This window comes from Haladaptatus sp. DYSN1 (genome assembly GCF_029489995.1).
Taxonomy (GTDB): Archaea; Halobacteriota; Halobacteria; order Halobacteriales; family Halococcaceae; genus QDMS2.
On the sequence record NZ_CP120470.1, the window covers coordinates 743,345 to 758,336 of the forward strand.

Annotated in this window: 20 protein-coding genes and 2 tRNA genes; 8 read left to right on the forward strand and 14 right to left on the reverse strand. The window is 60.1% G+C overall.

Translation table 11 applies throughout. The features are described 5' to 3' along the window. The first annotated feature begins 151 nt into the window (after window positions 1-151). Window positions 152-583: a universal stress protein gene (locus tag P0648_RS03975; protein ID WP_276245533.1), complete on the forward strand. Its 432-nt coding sequence runs from the start codon at window positions 152-154 to the stop codon at window positions 581-583. A 21-nt stretch (window positions 584-604) separates the two neighbouring features. Here P0648_RS03975 and P0648_RS03980 read toward each other — a convergent pair whose 3' ends face one another. The 3 genes from P0648_RS03980 to P0648_RS03990 all read right to left on the reverse strand — a co-directional run bounded on the left by P0648_RS03980 (window position 605) and on the right by P0648_RS03990 (window position 1,526). Next, window positions 605-1,012, reverse strand: coding sequence for a nuclear transport factor 2 family protein (locus P0648_RS03980; RefSeq protein WP_276245532.1), 408 nt, complete (start codon window positions 1,010-1,012; stop codon window positions 605-607). Window positions 1,013-1,134: 122 nt separating this feature from the next. Beyond that, a complete protein-coding gene (locus tag P0648_RS03985; protein WP_276245531.1) occupies window positions 1,135-1,329 on the reverse strand; it encodes a cold-shock protein in 195 nt (64 codons plus the stop codon). Window positions 1,330-1,331: 2 nt separating this feature from the next. Next, entirely contained in the window at window positions 1,332-1,526 is a 195-nt protein-coding gene (locus P0648_RS03990) for a cold-shock protein (protein WP_276245530.1), read from the reverse strand. 355 nt (window positions 1,527-1,881) lie between these two features. Between P0648_RS03990 and P0648_RS03995 the strand changes: the two genes are divergently transcribed. Next, window positions 1,882-2,877: a hypothetical protein gene (locus P0648_RS03995; protein ID WP_276245529.1), complete on the forward strand. Its 996-nt coding sequence runs from the start codon at window positions 1,882-1,884 to the stop codon at window positions 2,875-2,877. Window positions 2,878-2,910: 33 nt separating this feature from the next. Here the strand turns inward: P0648_RS03995 and P0648_RS04000 are convergent, their stop codons facing one another. Both P0648_RS04000 and P0648_RS04005 read right to left on the reverse strand, forming a co-directional pair. Next, complete coding sequence (locus P0648_RS04000) at window positions 2,911-3,036, reverse strand: hypothetical protein (RefSeq protein ID WP_276245528.1); 126 nt, start codon at window positions 3,034-3,036, stop codon at window positions 2,911-2,913. Window positions 3,037-3,086: 50 nt separating this feature from the next. After that, on the reverse strand, window positions 3,087-3,425 hold the full coding sequence (locus P0648_RS04005; protein WP_277505293.1) for a hypothetical protein: 339 nt from the start codon (window positions 3,423-3,425) through the stop codon (window positions 3,087-3,089). 83 nt (window positions 3,426-3,508) lie between these two features. Here P0648_RS04005 and P0648_RS04010 point away from each other — a divergent pair, with 83 nt between their 5' ends. Continuing rightward, the gene (locus P0648_RS04010; RefSeq protein WP_277505294.1) at window positions 3,509-3,946 is read left to right on the forward strand and encodes an SRPBCC domain-containing protein; all 438 of its coding nucleotides are present in this window, start codon (window positions 3,509-3,511) and stop codon (window positions 3,944-3,946) included. Window positions 3,947-4,016: 70 nt separating this feature from the next. Here the strand turns inward: P0648_RS04010 and P0648_RS04015 are convergent, their stop codons facing one another. The 4 genes from P0648_RS04015 to P0648_RS04030 all read right to left on the reverse strand — a co-directional run bounded on the left by P0648_RS04015 (window position 4,017) and on the right by P0648_RS04030 (window position 7,358). Then, window positions 4,017-4,718, reverse strand: coding sequence for a hypothetical protein (locus tag P0648_RS04015; RefSeq protein WP_276245525.1), 702 nt, complete (start codon window positions 4,716-4,718; stop codon window positions 4,017-4,019). A gap of 361 nt (window positions 4,719-5,079) precedes the next feature. Beyond that, a tRNA-Phe gene (locus tag P0648_RS04020) sits at window positions 5,080-5,153 on the reverse strand. A 268-nt stretch (window positions 5,154-5,421) separates the two neighbouring features. Further along, entirely contained in the window at window positions 5,422-6,777 is a 1,356-nt protein-coding gene (locus P0648_RS04025) for a nitrous oxide reductase family maturation protein NosD (protein ID WP_277505295.1), read from the reverse strand. Window positions 6,778-7,284: 507 nt separating this feature from the next. Further along, window positions 7,285-7,358, reverse strand: a tRNA-Val gene (locus P0648_RS04030). Between the two features lie 84 nt (window positions 7,359-7,442). On the opposite strand from P0648_RS04030, the gene P0648_RS04035 reads away from it, so the two are divergent. The 3 genes from P0648_RS04035 to P0648_RS04045 are packed head-to-tail and all read left to right on the forward strand — an operon-like array spanning window position 7,443 to window position 10,679. Beyond that, entirely contained in the window at window positions 7,443-7,952 is a 510-nt protein-coding gene (locus tag P0648_RS04035; protein WP_277505297.1) for a DUF192 domain-containing protein, read from the forward strand. A 51-nt stretch (window positions 7,953-8,003) separates the two neighbouring features. Further along, window positions 8,004-9,920, forward strand: coding sequence for an ABC transporter ATP-binding protein (locus tag P0648_RS04040; RefSeq protein WP_276245522.1), 1,917 nt, complete (start codon window positions 8,004-8,006; stop codon window positions 9,918-9,920). Between the two features lie 33 nt (window positions 9,921-9,953). Then, window positions 9,954-10,679 (forward strand): creatininase family protein, encoded by a 726-nt coding sequence (locus P0648_RS04045; RefSeq protein WP_276245521.1) that lies wholly within the window; start codon window positions 9,954-9,956, stop codon window positions 10,677-10,679. 20 nt (window positions 10,680-10,699) lie between these two features. Here the strand turns inward: P0648_RS04045 and P0648_RS04050 are convergent, their stop codons facing one another. The 3 genes from P0648_RS04050 to P0648_RS04060 form a co-directional block, all read right to left on the reverse strand. Further along, on the reverse strand, window positions 10,700-11,176 hold the full coding sequence (locus tag P0648_RS04050; protein ID WP_276274562.1) for a hypothetical protein: 477 nt from the start codon (window positions 11,174-11,176) through the stop codon (window positions 10,700-10,702). 211 nt (window positions 11,177-11,387) lie between these two features. Further along, window positions 11,388-11,837 carry a DUF5790 family protein gene (locus tag P0648_RS04055; protein ID WP_276245519.1) on the reverse strand — a complete coding sequence of 150 codons (450 nt, stop codon included), beginning with the start codon at window positions 11,835-11,837 and terminating at the stop codon, window positions 11,388-11,390. Window positions 11,838-11,915: 78 nt separating this feature from the next. After that, window positions 11,916-12,251 carry a dihydroneopterin aldolase family protein gene (locus P0648_RS04060; RefSeq protein ID WP_276245518.1) on the reverse strand — a complete coding sequence of 112 codons (336 nt, stop codon included), beginning with the start codon at window positions 12,249-12,251 and terminating at the stop codon, window positions 11,916-11,918. 96 nt (window positions 12,252-12,347) lie between these two features. On the opposite strand from P0648_RS04060, the gene P0648_RS04065 reads away from it, so the two are divergent. Both P0648_RS04065 and azf read left to right on the forward strand, forming a co-directional pair. Beyond that, entirely contained in the window at window positions 12,348-12,956 is a 609-nt protein-coding gene (locus P0648_RS04065; RefSeq protein WP_276245517.1) for a translation initiation factor IF-2 subunit beta, read from the forward strand. A 61-nt stretch (window positions 12,957-13,017) separates the two neighbouring features. After that, complete coding sequence (gene azf, locus P0648_RS04070; protein WP_276245516.1) at window positions 13,018-13,764, forward strand: NAD-dependent glucose-6-phosphate dehydrogenase Azf; 747 nt, start codon at window positions 13,018-13,020, stop codon at window positions 13,762-13,764. 1 nt (window position 13,765) lies between these two features. Here the strand turns inward: azf and P0648_RS04075 are convergent, their stop codons facing one another. Together P0648_RS04075 and P0648_RS04080 are read right to left on the reverse strand one after the other, a co-directional pair. Next, window positions 13,766-14,383, reverse strand: coding sequence for a DUF309 domain-containing protein (locus P0648_RS04075; protein ID WP_277505301.1), 618 nt, complete (start codon window positions 14,381-14,383; stop codon window positions 13,766-13,768). A 35-nt stretch (window positions 14,384-14,418) separates the two neighbouring features. Next, complete coding sequence (locus P0648_RS04080; protein WP_276245514.1) at window positions 14,419-14,901, reverse strand: HTH domain-containing protein; 483 nt, start codon at window positions 14,899-14,901, stop codon at window positions 14,419-14,421. Window positions 14,902-14,992 lie beyond the last annotated feature (91 nt).

Below are 14,992 nucleotides of genomic sequence, written 5' to 3' on the forward strand. Positions count from 1 at the left end.
CACCCTTATAAGTCGTATGAGATATTAAACGTAGCGTCACCCGTGATAGCAAGGTGAAAACAGCAGGACAGAGATACATTCACTTGACGTAAGTGTGCTGTGGCAGGCGGGCAAGCACTATCGCTAAGACAGCGAACGTCATAGTTTCTGTATGTACCATAACATTTTGATACCGACCGACGGCAGTGAGGGGACCGAAAAGGCAGTCGAGCAAGCACTCGACATCGCCGAAACCTACGACGCGACACTCCACGTCCTCTACGTGGTGGACACGGCTGCGTTCGCCCCCGAGGTGGACGTGGCGCTCATCATCGACTCGCTTCAGGCACACGGCGAACGCGCGGTCGCAGACATCGAAGCCCAGGCGGTCGAAGAAGGCGTCGTCGTCGAGACGACCATCGAGACGGGGTCGCCACATCGCGAGATCCTGCGCTACGTCGAGGACAACGACATCGACCTCGTCGTGATGGGGACCCACGGTCGTACGGGTCTCGGACGTTACCTGCTCGGCAGCGTCGCAGAAAAGGTCGTCCGGAGCTCGCCGGCCCCGTGTCTCACGGTTCGGATGCGGGACGACGACTGAACCGCCGGGAGGATTTGTCGCTCAGAGCGACCCGCTCGCCTGCGGGACCACCGTCACCGACGAGAGTTTCCACTCCCCGTCTACGCGCTCGAATTCATCCTCGTAGCGCCCTTGCATCCACTGCTGTTCCCCCTCGTCGTCAGTGAACTGGAGCAGCAGGTACCACTGCCCGGTCGCTTCGTCCCCGTCCACGTCGATGACCGGGTTCGAGAGCAGGTGTGCGGTCTGTTGGTACATATTGTCGAAAATCTCGGTCGCGAAATACTGGAGGCCCTCGGCCCCCTCGGCGGGGTCCTGCCCGGCCCGTCCGAACGTTCCGTCCTCGGTGAACAGCGACACCCACTCGTCGTAGTCGCCGTCGTCGATTCGATAGCAGTATTCGTGTTTGAGTTGACTAATCTCCAGGAATTCTTCGACACTTGATGCCATGGTTCACCCTCGTCCGTACTGCGGAAAAACGTTTGTGTGGCGGTCGGATGCGGCCCGATGCGTCGCTCACGACCGTAAAATACGCTGAGAATGTTGAATTCGCGTAAAACGTAGAACCCGGTTTACAGACGGGTGACGTTCTTCGCGCGGGGGCCTTTGTCGGCCTGTTCGATGTCGAACTCGACTTCCTGCCCCTCCTCGAGGTCAGGGCCGCCGACGTCTTCCATGTGGAAGAACACGTCGTCGTCGGAGTCTTCTGTCTTGATGAAACCGTAGCCGCCGGTGTCGTTGAAGAAGTCGACTTTCCCTTTCGCCATGATTACAGGCGCTCCAGGTTTTTCGCGCGTGGGCCTTTGTCGGCCTGCTCGATATCGAACTCGACTTCCTGACCTTCTTCTAAGTCAGGGCCGCCGATGTCTTCCATGTGGAAGAACACGTCGTCGTCTGCGTCGTCCGTCTTGATGAATCCGTAACCGCCGGTGTCGTTGAAGAAATCAACCGTACCTTTCGCCATTACGAATGGACGAATGTCCCAGCCGGTGTTAAGGCTTGTGTATTTATTCTCAAAATCCAAATGTCAGTTGGTCAATCGTCCTGTTATGGGTGACTTTCTGCTACTTATGACTTGTATTTCCGTGATTTTCTACGCAATCACCTATCGTTTCCGGGATTAACCGCACCACTCCGTTGGTATTCACAACTTCTTCCACGACAGATGCGTTGCATTTGCGGCCAGCCGATTTAAGGGACTGTGAGCCTTTGATTCACCAATGAGTTATTTTGTAGCGAACGTCGAAAATGGCCTGAAAACACCCTCTAACCTGTGAATTCGTTCTTCATCGCTGTCCTGTTCTGGGGGCGTGGGGACGATGGGTGAGCCACCGGAGACTGTCTCGTCTGTCCAGCAGACAGCAGGTCCACTCGAGCGCCTGGTAAATTGGTTTCTGCTCGGCGGCAACCGGCTCGTGGTTGCAGGCATCTTCACACTCGTCGTCTTTCTCACGTTCTTCTCGCTCGTCGCTGTCGGCGTGCTGGCTGTCGGCCCGAGCAGCGTCGCCTCGTCACTCTTCACGAGTGGCCTCGCGTCGGGCGTGCTGACGCTGATTACCGTCGCGCTCTCTATCAACCAGCTCATTCTCTCGCGCGTGTTCGGGTCGCCGAACGAACTGCGCGACAAACTCGACGGTTCGCGGACCTTGCGCGAGGAAGTTCGAACCCTCGCTGGGGAAGCCACGACGCCGAACGACCCGGCTGATTTTCTCTCGCTCATCGCCCGGACGCTCGAAGCCAGAGCGAACACACTCGACGAGAACCTCACGTCCACGGCTGAATCCCACGCGACGCTCTCGTCGTACGCCGCCGACGTCGCCGAGTACGGGGCCAATATCGACGACGCAATCGAGAGCGAAGAGGCGATCGTCGACGTTCTCTCGGTCATCATGGGAACCGAGTACGCACGCAACCTGCGTGCGACTGAATACATGCAGAATACCTACACCGCGGACCTCCCGACAGAGGCAACCGAGCAACTCGACGCAATCGACCGCCTTCTCGAGGCGATTGCGGTGACCCGCCAGTTCTTCAAAACCCTCTCACTGCAGCAAGATTTCGCCCAACTCTCTCGCTTCATCGCCAGCTCTGGTTTCCTCGCGCTCGTGGTCACGGTCCTGCTCGCGCTCGTCTACACGTCGAGTGGCGTCATGGTCGCTCCTTCGCTGCTCCCCATGCTCGTGAGCGTGGGTCTCGCGCTCATCTTCGTTCCGCTGGCGCTCTTTATTGCCTACACGCTTAGAGCCGCGACGATTGCCCACCGAACCGTATCTGTCGGTCCGTTCATCCCACCAGAGGAGCGAACCGATAGCTAAGCACGGGCGAGGACGGCCGAAAAGCAGTGCGCCTCAGTTCCCCAGCCACCGGACGATCGCCCCGACGAGGAGCACGAGCGCTCCGCCGATGAACGTGCCGGGAATTGGCAGTACGAACAGGCCTGCACCGAACGCCAGGATGATGGTCGAAGTGCGCATGACTGGCCGTTGTCGACTGCCACGGTTACGACTTGTGGCCGCCTTTCTCCCTACTCGCTGATGTCCTCGTCGAACGCCTCCTGTGCCAAGTCTTCGAGCAAGTCTTTCACCGACTCTACAGCGTCGTCGGTAAGGCCGTCGATGGCTTCGACGCTGTGTGCGCCGCCATGTGCCGTCTGCAAGGCGTTTTCGTTCAGCTTCCCGTCCGGGTCTACGACCGGGAGCTTCAGGTCCGTGAAGTTCTCGGGCGGGAAGCCAGTCGCCGAGAGGGCGAAGTGGTCTGCGATTTCACCGAGGTCATCGGTATCGAAATCGTTCTTCTGAGGCGCGTCCCAATCGTCGGTCGTCGTCCCCGAATACGAGGGTTCGTGGTAGTCGAACGCCGTCATGACGCTAGGTGTCGGTGAGGATTGCCGTGATTGTAAGCACCATGGCCGGAAACGGTCATCCTCTCAGCGGCCCTCTTTCACGTATGCAATCGATAGAGACGTTCGTGGACATCGACGCGCCGCCGAGCGTGGTGTGGAACCTCCTCACCGACCTCTCGTCGTATCCCGAGTGGAACCCCCACATCGTGCGTGCACGTGGTGACCTTCGGGTCGGTTCGTCCCTTGACATCCGCATCCGCCGAAAGGGGGTCAAAGACCGCGACATGACGGTGACGATTAGCGAGTTGGAACCCGAGCGTCGACTCGCCTGGGTCGGCACCCTCCTCCACACACGAATTTTCGAGGGACGACACGTGTACGAACTCGAACCACTCGACGGCAGTCGTACGCGCCTTCACAACCGTGAATCGGTGCGCGGACTCCTCGTCTCATCCGCGCTGACCGACGACCCAGCACGCGACTACGAGGCGATGAACCGCGCGCTCAAATCCCGTGCAGAGCAGGCGGCGAAGGCAACATAATCTCGTCACTCGGCGTTCTACAACGGTAAAAAAAGCAGGGCGAAACGGCTGCCTGCAGCCGCGACTCGCGTTATTCTTTGGGTTTGTAGTTCACGGTGACGTTCTTCGCGCCGTAGATGTCGTCCCACGTCTTATCCGCATCGAGCAGGAGGACCATGATTTCGACCTCGCCTTCCTCAGCGTTGCTCTCCTCGAAGGCTTCCGCCGGAATCGATAGCGAGTACGTGCCGCGCTCTTTGAACGTCACGTTCTGTCGGTCGACGAGCGTACCCTTCGCCCGGGTGTGGTCGCCGTCCTTCTCGAGATACCCGTTCACGTACACGAGAAAGTACGGTTCGCCGTCCACGGTGCCGTGTTCGGCCGGGTCCACGCGCTGCATGCTCGTGTTCGCGGTGACTTCTAACTCGACCGAGGAGTAGCCTTCGGAACTCGAGCCGTTCCCGTCAACTACCTCGACAGAGAAGATACGCGACCCGTTCTCCTCGCCCATGTTGTTCTGCAGCGGCGTGTTCGGCGGCTGCGGGCGCGTCCACGCCTCACGCGGTGCCGACGTTTCCGTCGGTTCCTGCGTCGTCGCTTCCGTCGTCTGTTGGGTCGTGGTCTGGGCTGCCGTGGTGGCGTTCGCCGTGGTCGTCTGCGCGGCTGTCGTGGTCGCTTCTGTCGCTTCGGTCGTCGCGTCGGTCGTCGACTGGTCTCCTTGGCCGCCGAGGCCGGTACATCCGGCAAGGAGGACGAGCCCGACGACGAAAATCGAAAGTAGGGGGCGTTTCATACGCGCCCTCAGTACTCGGGGATGGTTATTATGGGGTGATTAGAACCGGAAACGGTGGCCGCCTTCCCGCAAATTTGCCGGTTTTGGGTTGTGATTCACTCACAGTCGCTTTCGGTTTTCACAGGTTGTCGTCTCCCGGATTGTGAACCGAGTCGAGACGGACCGCTCGCTTCGTTCACGGTTGCGACTCGTCGGGTTCAAATCGCTCGTGAACAATTTCACTGCTCACGTTGTTCGCAGGGACATGCCGCCTCCCGGATTGTGAACAACGGTCGCTGTCGCTCCCTGATTCAAATCCGGTCGGATTGATGTTACACCTCTCGACGCGCTCGCTTCGCTCGTGCGTTCGAGAGTTGGAAAATGCCGCCTCCCGGATTTGAACCGGGGACAGCCCGATCTTCAGTCGAGTGCTCTCCCAGGCTGAGCTAAGGCGGCGCACCGCGCTGGTGTGCAATCGAACGGAGGGTGACTGCACAAAAAAGGATTTCGAAAGGCGGCGGCAGATTCAGGGGAGAAACAGGTCCGCCACGTCGAACAGCGTTCCGCAGTCTACGCACTCGTAGTCAGTCCCACCGGCCGATTTGACGTAGCCCTTGCACTCGGGACAGGATTTTGCCATCACGGATAATGGGGTGTGGTGACACATATCGCTTCCGGCAGAGCCGACCGCTTCACCGTGCGGTTCGAGGGACGATCGAGCCACTCACGCTGTCGCGTTGAAGACGGGACTTTCCAGCCAGCCGTCGAAGTGGACGCTCGACGTGTTGGAGGCGGTTCGTCCCGTCACGGCGTCACCGTAGCCGTCTGCTTTTTCCTCGGACACGGGGTCCGTGAGCGTATCCGAGGCGTCTTCGGGTGACGATGCGCCGTCAGAAGCACCCCAGTAGTTCCCCATCGCATCGACGAAGTCGTCATCGTGGTTCGCGATGCCGAAGGCGTGGTTTTCGACGATGTCGTTCTGGTGGACGGAGACGAGTTCTGCACCCTCGCCACCTGCGCCACAGAGTGCCGTGTTGTGTATTTCGATGCCAATGTTGTTCCCCGCGATGCGGTTGCGTTCGATGGTGACGCCGCCAGTGACCGTCCGCAGTTGTATGCCGTGGACGTTGTCTGCGAGCTTGTTACCCACCACGATGTGGTCGCCGGTTTCGAGCTGGATGCCACCGCCGGCCATCTGGATGCCCTCGCCGTTGCCGACGAGCGTGTTGTTCTCGATTCGCTGGCCACCGGCGTTCACGTCGATTGCGAAGTCGGTGGCTCCGATGACGTGATTGCCGTGGACGAGGTTGTTCTCACCGGAGACGGCGATGCCCGTCTGGACGTTTTTGAGCGTGTTGTCTCGGATGACGTTGTCGCTGCTGCGGACGAGCAACGCCGTACTCTCGTACGTCTCGTCGGTCGTCATGAATTCGTTGCCGACGAACGTGTTGTCCGGGGCGTCGGGTCGGATGTCGACCGTCCCCTCGACGAAACGGTTGTTCTGCACGACGTTCCGGGAGGAATCGTCGATGATGAGCGTCTCCTGGGCGGTGTAACTCGTACCGAAGTCGTTGCCGACGAGGGTGTTCCCGTCCGCGTTGCGCAGGACGATTCCGTAGAGACTCCGTGAGATGTCGGTGTCCGCGACCGTGATGTCAGTCGAGTTCTCGAGCAGAATTGCGCCCGACACGTCACCGTCTCGAAGGTCGAGATTCTCGACGGTTCCACTGGAAACGCCCTTCAACTGGACGCCACCGCTTCGGCGCTGGACGGCGAGATTGGAGAGCGACACGTCAGAGAGCGTCTCGGTACCAGTGACGAGAATCGCCGGTCCCTGTGCCGGGCCGTCGATGGTGAACCCGTTTCCGTCTACCGTCACGTCGCTCGCGGTGATGCGAAGACAGGCGTCTCGGCCTTCGTTCGAGATGTTCTGCGTGAGATGATAGGTTCCAGACTCGGAGATGACCTGACAGGAATTCAGTTCGACAACGTCACTCTGTGCGCCCCCTACGACGGTCCCGCCCGCAGTGGTAGAGAGGAGGACAAGGAGGGTTCCAAAAACCGCAGTCTGTGTTGACATGGAGGTGTACTCTTTGTTTCAGCGCCTGAGGGTGTTTATTATGAACGCGCTAAGCGGATGAAACAACGAAAACTCACTGAAATGGTCTTGCCAGCAGGGGATTTGTAACGACAGAAACACAACTCAACTCCCGGTTCGGATTCGAGTTCTTGGAACAGATGGGGGACTGCCGGCACAAGTGGGGGAGTGCCAGCAGTCCTGGGGGAAGTGAATCGTCCGTAAGTAGCACGACTCACACTGGATTTTGGGGGCCCTCCAGTTAGGCCACTTTCTCATTAGGCCTCTGACAATATAATCTTTTACCCTGACTATCAGGAAAACAACACATAATAAAAATTCAATAAAATGGCGCCGTCTCTCGAAAGTTCACCCGGACGGCTTCGGACCCGGGGACTTCACTCGGGCGGATTCGAACCCCGGTCGCTACCGCTCCCTCATTCGAATCCTTATAACCCATTCAGACGACACAGACTCCTCGCTTCGCTCGTCGTGTTGTGTCGTCAGAAATGGGCTCGGGCGGATTCGAACCACCGACCTCGGCCTTGTAAAGGCCACGTCATAACCAACTAGACCACGAGCCCGCACCCCAACCAAATCACTGCCCAAGAATAACAGTTACTTTCTCGTCCGGAACCCTTACCGGGGTCCCATTCCTTCTTTCAGTCATGGCCCCCTCGCTGCGAACCCTCCTCAAAGGCCCCATCCCATTTCTCATCGTCGGGATTGCCGCCCTTCTCGCGTTCAACTTCGGGCTCGTCGGCCCGGCTGCTCCGCCCGCAGATGGCGAGTACAACTGGACTGAGGTCACCGTCTCCGACGAGAACGGCGAGCAGCTCGGCGTCGTGCAGGCTCGCGTCGCCGACACGCAGGACAAACGCTACACCGGGCTCTCGAACACCACGTCGCTCGACGAAGACGAGGGGATGATATTCACCTACGAGGAGGAGGGTGAACACACCTACGTCATGCGAGACATGGACTTCCCGCTCGACATCATCTTCATCGGGGCAGACGGCAAAATCACCGAAATCTACCACGCTCCCGTCGAACCCGGAACCAGCAACAACGACCTTACGCGGTACACAGGGACCGGCCAGTACGTCCTCGAAGTGAATGAGGGCTGGACGACGAGGAACAACGTTTCGGTGGGTGACACCGTCTCCATCGGCGACTAATCAGTCAATTTGGGAACATCCTTTTCAGTCTCCCTCCCGTGACTCAGGGCAATGGACGTCCACGCAGACGAGGACGACCCATTCGAAGCCCAACGCGAACGCGCCGAGAACCCGATGTTACGCCTGTTCACCCACTACGGCGCAGCAAACAAGTTCTCGTTCGTCGTCGGTCTCTTCGGAAGCGTCGTCGCCCGTGTCCTCGACCTCTTGCCCCCACTCATCCTCGCCGTCGCCATCGACGCTATCTTCCTCCAGGAAGCGGCGTTCAGCCTCTGGCTCGTCCCAGACGCCTGGCTCCCGGCCGACCGCCCAGCGCAACTCTGGCTCTCTGCCGGTATCATCGGCTTCGCCTTCTTCGGCGGCGCGGCCTTCCACTGGATTCGAAACTGGGGCTGGAACGACTTCGCACAGAACATCCAGCACGCCATCCGCACCGACACCTACGACAAGATGCAGCGGCTGAACATGGACTTCTTCGCCGACAAGCAAACCGGCGAGATGATGTCCATCCTTTCGAACGACGTAAACCGGTTAGAGCGGTTTCTGAACGACGGGATGAACTCCGCGTTCCGCCTCTCGGTCATGGTTGTCGGCATCGCCGTCATCCTGTTTTCGATGAACTGGCAACTCGCCGCAATCGCACTCGTCCCGGTGCCCGCAATCGCGTTTTTCACTTACAAGTTCGTCAGCATCATCCAGCCGAAGTACGCGGACGTTCGCTCCTCGGTCGGCAAGGTTAACTCCCGACTCGAAAACAACCTCGGCGGCATCCAGGTCATCAAGGCGAGCAACACCGAGACGTACGAATCAGACCGCGTCGACGACGTGTCGATGAACTACTTCGAGGCCAACTGGGACGCCATTACGACGCGCATCAAGTTCTTCCCAGCACTGCGCGTCCTCGCCGGAATTGGCTTCGTCATCACGTTCACCGTCGGCGGCGTCTGGGTCCTCTCGGGACCGCCCGGCCCACTCTCGGGGACGCTCACCACAGGCCAGTTCGTCGCGTTCATCCTCTACACCCAGCGGTTCATCTGGCCGATGGCGCAGTTTGGACAAATTATCAACATGTACCAGCGGGCCCGTGCCTCCAGCGCCCGCATCTTCGGCCTGATGGACGAACCCGCTCGTATCGAGGAGTCGCCCGACGCAATCGACCTCAACGTTGAAGACGGGAGCGTCGAGTACGACCACGTCACCTTCGGCTACGACGACGGGGACACCATCCTCGAAGACGTCTCCGTCGTCGTCGAGGGCGGCGAGACGCTCGCGCTCGTCGGCCCGACGGGCGCAGGGAAATCGACCTTCCTCAAACTCCTGCTCCGGATGTACGACGTAGACGAGGGAGCGGTCAAAGTAGACGACACCGACGTCCGTGACGTGACCCTCTCCAGCCTCCGTAAATCCATTGGCTACGTCAGTCAAGACACCTTCCTGTTCTACGGGACGGTTCTGGAGAACATCGCCTATGGCACGTTCGACGCGAGCGAGGAGGACGTGGTGGAGGCGGCGAAAGCCGCGGAAGCCCACGACTTCATCGAGAACCTCACCGACGGCTACGACACGATGGTCGGCGAGCGCGGCGTGAAACTCTCGGGCGGACAGCGCCAGCGCATCGCCATCGCCCGAGCCATCCTCCGCGACCCGGACATCCTCATCTTAGACGAGGCGACGAGCGACGTGGACACCGAGACGGAGATGCTCATCCAGCGAAGTCTCGACAAACTCACCGCAGACCGGACGACGTTCGCCATCGCCCACCGCCTCTCGACAATCAAGGACGCGGACAAAATCGTCGTCTTGGAGGACGGGAAAATCGTCGAACGCGGCACCCACGACGACCTGCTCGCGGCGGACGGTCTCTACGCCCACCTCTGGGGGGTGCAAGCGGGCGAAATCGACTCCCTACCCGAGGAGTTCGTCGAACGCGCCGCCCGCAGGCAGGCCCGCACCGAGTCCGTGGACTGACCCATTAAGGTGCGCCAGGCACATGAGTCGTCCATGTACCTCGCCGAAGAGACGTGGACGGACGCCGATTCCGCCGACACGAATCTCGCACTCCTCCCCGTCGGCAGCACCGAACAGCACGGGCCACACGCCCCACTCGGCACGGACATTCTCACTGCAGAGGCCGTCGCCGCCGCCGGGCACGAGGCCTACGATGGCGATCTCGTCGTTGCCCCCACAATTCCCGTCGGTATCGCAGAAGAACATCGCCACTTCACCGGCACGCTCTGGGTCTCAGAGGACACCTTCCGGCGCTACGTGCGCGAAACAGTCCAGAGCCTCGCGTACCACGGCTGGGACCGCGTCGTCGTCGTCAACGGCCACGGCGGCAACATCAACGCACTCGCCGAAGTCTGCCAAACCATCACCCGCCACGACGACGCCTTTGCCGTCCCCTTCACCTGGTTTACCGGGCGCAAGGAAATGGGTCACGGCGGGCCACTCGAAACCGCACTGCTCCGACACACGAACCCCGACCTCGTCCACGAAGACCGCATCGAGGAAGCCCGCAAAGGGGCGGCTGAACGCTGGGGCGACTGGGCGAGTCGCGTGAACCTCGCGGTGGATTCGGCGGAATTTACGGAAAATGGTGTGGTTGGCGACCCGGGCGCAGGCGACGCAGAGCGCGGCGAAGCATTGCTCGACGATGCGGGGACGGCGCTTGCAACGTTGTTAGAAGCAGTCAGAGAGCGAGATGTGTCGCGGCCCGTCCACAAGTAATCCGTTGCCCACGCTCCTGCTTACGTACACTCGATTCTGAGTCGCACTTCGAACTCATTATCATCAAATTTCACTCGGTCACGAGCCGTGTAGGTTCCCTTCGGATAGCCAGCCAGAGAGGGAGCAAACGTGAGAACGGCGTACTCCTCACAGAGCCGGTCCCCTGCCGTGACTTTCCATAGTCGCCCACTCTCGAGTTGCAGCGCTGACAGACCCATCGGCCAGCTCTTCCCGACTGGCTGGTCCGGAATCACATGCTGTTGCTCGTTTAACCGAGGTGGGAAGATCATCACTCGTTTTGTCTCGTCGTCGTTCCACGCGGAAAAGCGATTGAACGGGGCAATGTACCCATAGTATAACGTCGTAGGGGTATCTCCGACGTATGTCAAACAGACCGTGACGAGCGGTGGACTCGTTGCTGTGGGGGCACTTGAGGCTTCGACGGTGAGTTCGAGGGCGTCTGTCGGCGGGTGTATCTCCGTCGAATACGTTATCATACCATCAGTTCGCGCACAGCCAAGAGGATTCTTTCGCCTGATTCGAAACTGGAATCTCAAGTGGTAGTTTCAGCCTTCGTCTGCATTCTGGTACCTGTCCGCGGAAAAGGGAGCGAGCAAGGTTTGTAACCACTTCTGTGTCAAAAGCTGTCGCTCTCCGAAAATTCAATGCGCGAATTGCAGAACGTCACGGCGACGCTCGGAGTGGTCCCTACTCTTCTTCGTCCTCTTCCTCTTCTTCCTCGTCTTCTTCGTCCGCATCCTCCGCTTCTTCGCCCATAGCTTCGAGCGATTTGCGGAGTTTCGGAATCGTCGAGGTGAGGCCGCCGACCTTCTCGTGGGCCTCCTCGATCTCCTCGATGAGTTCGGTGAGGTCCTCGATTTGTTGTTCTAAGTCGTCTGCGTCCTCGAAGGCGTCAGCCCGCACGCCCATCGTGTACCATTTTTTGGCGTTGCGCAGGTGCTCTTCTGCGTCGCCCGTATTGAGGGCCGAGCGAAGGGAGTTGAGGACGCCGAGGGTGTTCTCGGCTTCCACGTCCCACACGTCGTCCGCAGCTGGGAGCGACTCGTATGCTTGCTGGAGGTGCGACTCCACGTCGGCACGCATTTCGCTTGCGGCTTCGCCGAAGAGTTCGTCGTCGTTGAGCGTCGCTTGACTCATGGCCTGGTATTCGTTGGCATCCCTTTTAAACCATTGCCCGAAACTGAAAGTGAAAATCGCGTGCTGTCAGGGGGTTTTTCAGGCCACGTCCACGACGCGCATCATCGGGTAGCCGCCTTCCATCGCCATGCGCGTGTGCACGGTGACACCTTCGTACTCGATACGCATCTCGACGTCCATGAACTTGCCCGTAAGCTCGGTGTAGCCGTGGTCGATGGCCGCTGCGAGGTCGTCTTTGCGAATCTCCACCGAGACTGCCTCACAGTGGGGTTGGTTCAAAATCGCTTCCTCCATAGCACGGGCGAGCGAGTCAGCACTCTCGGGGCTGACGGGCGTCCCCGCGAACTGGTGATACAGCGTGCCGAACTTGATGCCCGCCTCGAAACAGGCGGTCTCTGCGTCGGTCGGTTCCATGGCGCTTTCTCCGCCTTCCGGGCCAATACGTCTTCTGTGACCCCACGCGATAGCTAATCACGCAACTCCTTTAGGCCCCGACCACCTCGTTCGAGTATGGACTACGAAGCCAGCCTCAACAGAGCCATGGAGTCTGTGCCCGACTTCCGGGGCAGCGAAGACCGACTTCGCGTCCCGGACGCGGAAGTGCAAAAGGACGGGGCGTTCACTCGCCTGACCAACCTGAACGCCATCGCGGACGCCCTCTCGCGCAAACCGGAACATCTCCACAGCGCAATCCAGCGCGAATTCGGGACGAACGGCCAGATAGAGGAGAACTGGGCGCGCTATAACGGGTCGTTCTCGCCCTCCGACTTCGAGGCGGCCATCGAGAGCTACATGGAAGAGTTCGTCATCTGCTCTGAGTGTGGCCTTCCCGACACCCGCCTGACGATGGAAGGGCGCACGCAGATGCTCCGCTGTGAGGCGTGTGGTGCCTTCCGCCCCGTCGCAAAGCGCAGCAAAACCTCCGCGACCCAGAACCGTGCCGTCCTCGAAGAGGGCAAGACCTACGAGGTCAAGATTACCGACACCGGTCGCAAGGGCGACGGCGTCGCCGAGAAAGGCAAGTACACCATCTTCGTGCCCGGCGCACGCGAGGGTGACGTGGTGAACATCTACATCGAGAACATCTCTGGCACGCTGGCGTTCGCGCGGCTCGCCTAATCTACAGACGACTTTTCTGAATCGCACGTTACTTACTGTCCCCGCTCCGAGAACCATCTGAATGGACGACCCGGTCTTACTCACGGGCGCTGCGGGCCGCGTCGGCACGGCCATCCTGGGCGACATTGCCGACAAGTACGAGTGGCGACTCCTCGACCGCGAACCCCCCACCGGCGAGGTCGACCACGAGTACGTCGTCGCCGACATCACGGATGAGGAGGCCATCCGAGAAGCGGTCGAGGGCGTCTCTGCAATCATCCACCTCGCGGGTGACCCCCGTCCCGAGGCCCCCTGGGATAGCGTCTTACGGAACAACATCGACGGCACACAGAACATCCTCGAAGCAGCGGTCGACGCGGGCGTAGAGAAGTTCGCCTTCGCCTCCTCGAATCACGCGGTGGGCGCGTTCGAGACCGAGGAGCGAAAACCGGACATCTACCGCACGCACGACGAGTTTCGCTTAGACGGCACCGAACTTCCCCGACCGAGCAACCTCTACGGTGTGAGCAAAGCCTCCGGCGAGATTCTCGGCCGGTACTACCACGACCACCACGACCTGAGCGTGGTCTGCGTGCGCATCGGCAACCTCACGAAGGACCACCCGCCAATCGATTACGAGCGTGGCCAGGCGATGTGGCTCTCCTATCGCGACTGTGCGCACCTGTTCGACCGATGTATCCAGGCCGACTACGACTACGAAATCGTCTACGGCATCTCGGACAACGACCGTAAGTACTACTCCATCGACCGGGCGAAGGAGGTCCTCGGCTACGAGCCACGGGACAACTCTGCGCACTTCGACGAATAGCTCAGTCGAATAATCCCTCTACGTCTCGTTCTTTCGATTTCCGGCGTTCTACGTGCTGAGCAAGTCGCTGGAAGACGATGCCGCGGTGGGCAGGGTCGGACGCAAAGTCCATCACGAACGTGATAAACTGACTTGTCTGATTGTTCGCTGCTAAATCGTCTCGTGCGTAGGCGACTGCCTGCGCGACGACTGCCTCGTCGTAATCGTGTTCTTCGGCGAGCACCAGCGCCGCAATCGCGGCCGCCGGAAAGTCGAGGTGGTGTACGTGGAGTTCGCGTCCTTCGTAGGTTAGCGCGAGCGGCGCATCGAAGTCGATGGCAGTCGGGTCGCGGGCGAGCGTCGTGAGGTAGTCGCGGACCGGCCCGACGTTCACGCCTCGGTAGTCGGCGGGAAGTCCGGAGAGATACTCCCCCGCGCTCTCGACGAGTCCGGCCACGCCCTCCCAGTTCTGGCGCGTCGCGTGGTGAACCGCGGCGGTGAACTGGATGAGGCCGTGGAGCAGGCGCTCGTCGTCGCTGCCTGCGTCGAGGTCCAACCATACGTCCTCCCAGGCGTCGTGGGCGGCGTGGAACTCGCCCGCGTTGTAGATGGCGATGCCTGCCTGGAGGTGGTCGTCCATACGCGAATCTCGAGAGCGAAGGTGAAAAGGTGTGGCTACTGGCTCGCCTGTCCGGCAGCGAGTAGCGGTCGGTCCGTCTGCTCGTCCAGCGTGGCGAGGCACTCGTCGATGGTGACGGGTGCACCTTCGTAGGCGCACGGCGCGACGCCGACGAGTTCGTCGTCGTGGTACTCTGCGAGCACCATCAGCGGGAGGACGATGCTCTCGTATTGTTCGTCGGTAATGCTCGAATCGACTTCGTGGACCTCGAACACCGAAGAGAGCGACCGGCCGTTTCGGTCGGCCCACCGTTCGAACTCGGAAATTTTGTCGAGGACGCGCTTGCCGGCTTCGGTGCGCGCGGTGGCTGCCGTCGTGCACACCTCTCTGCCCCAGACTTCGATGTCGTAGTCTGCGATAGCGTCTGCGTCCTTGAGTGAGTCCAGTTGGTCGATGATGCGGTCTTGCTGCTCGCGCGCGACTCCAGGTGCGAGCGAGCGGACGTACAGTTCGAGTCGAGTCTCTGCTTGGTGGCTCATTGTCCCCTGTCCCCTCTGAGGGGGAGTACGGACTTCCTTCACATATAGTTGTTTGGCCACCGGACGGACAGTCAGTTTCTTCGACTAAGCA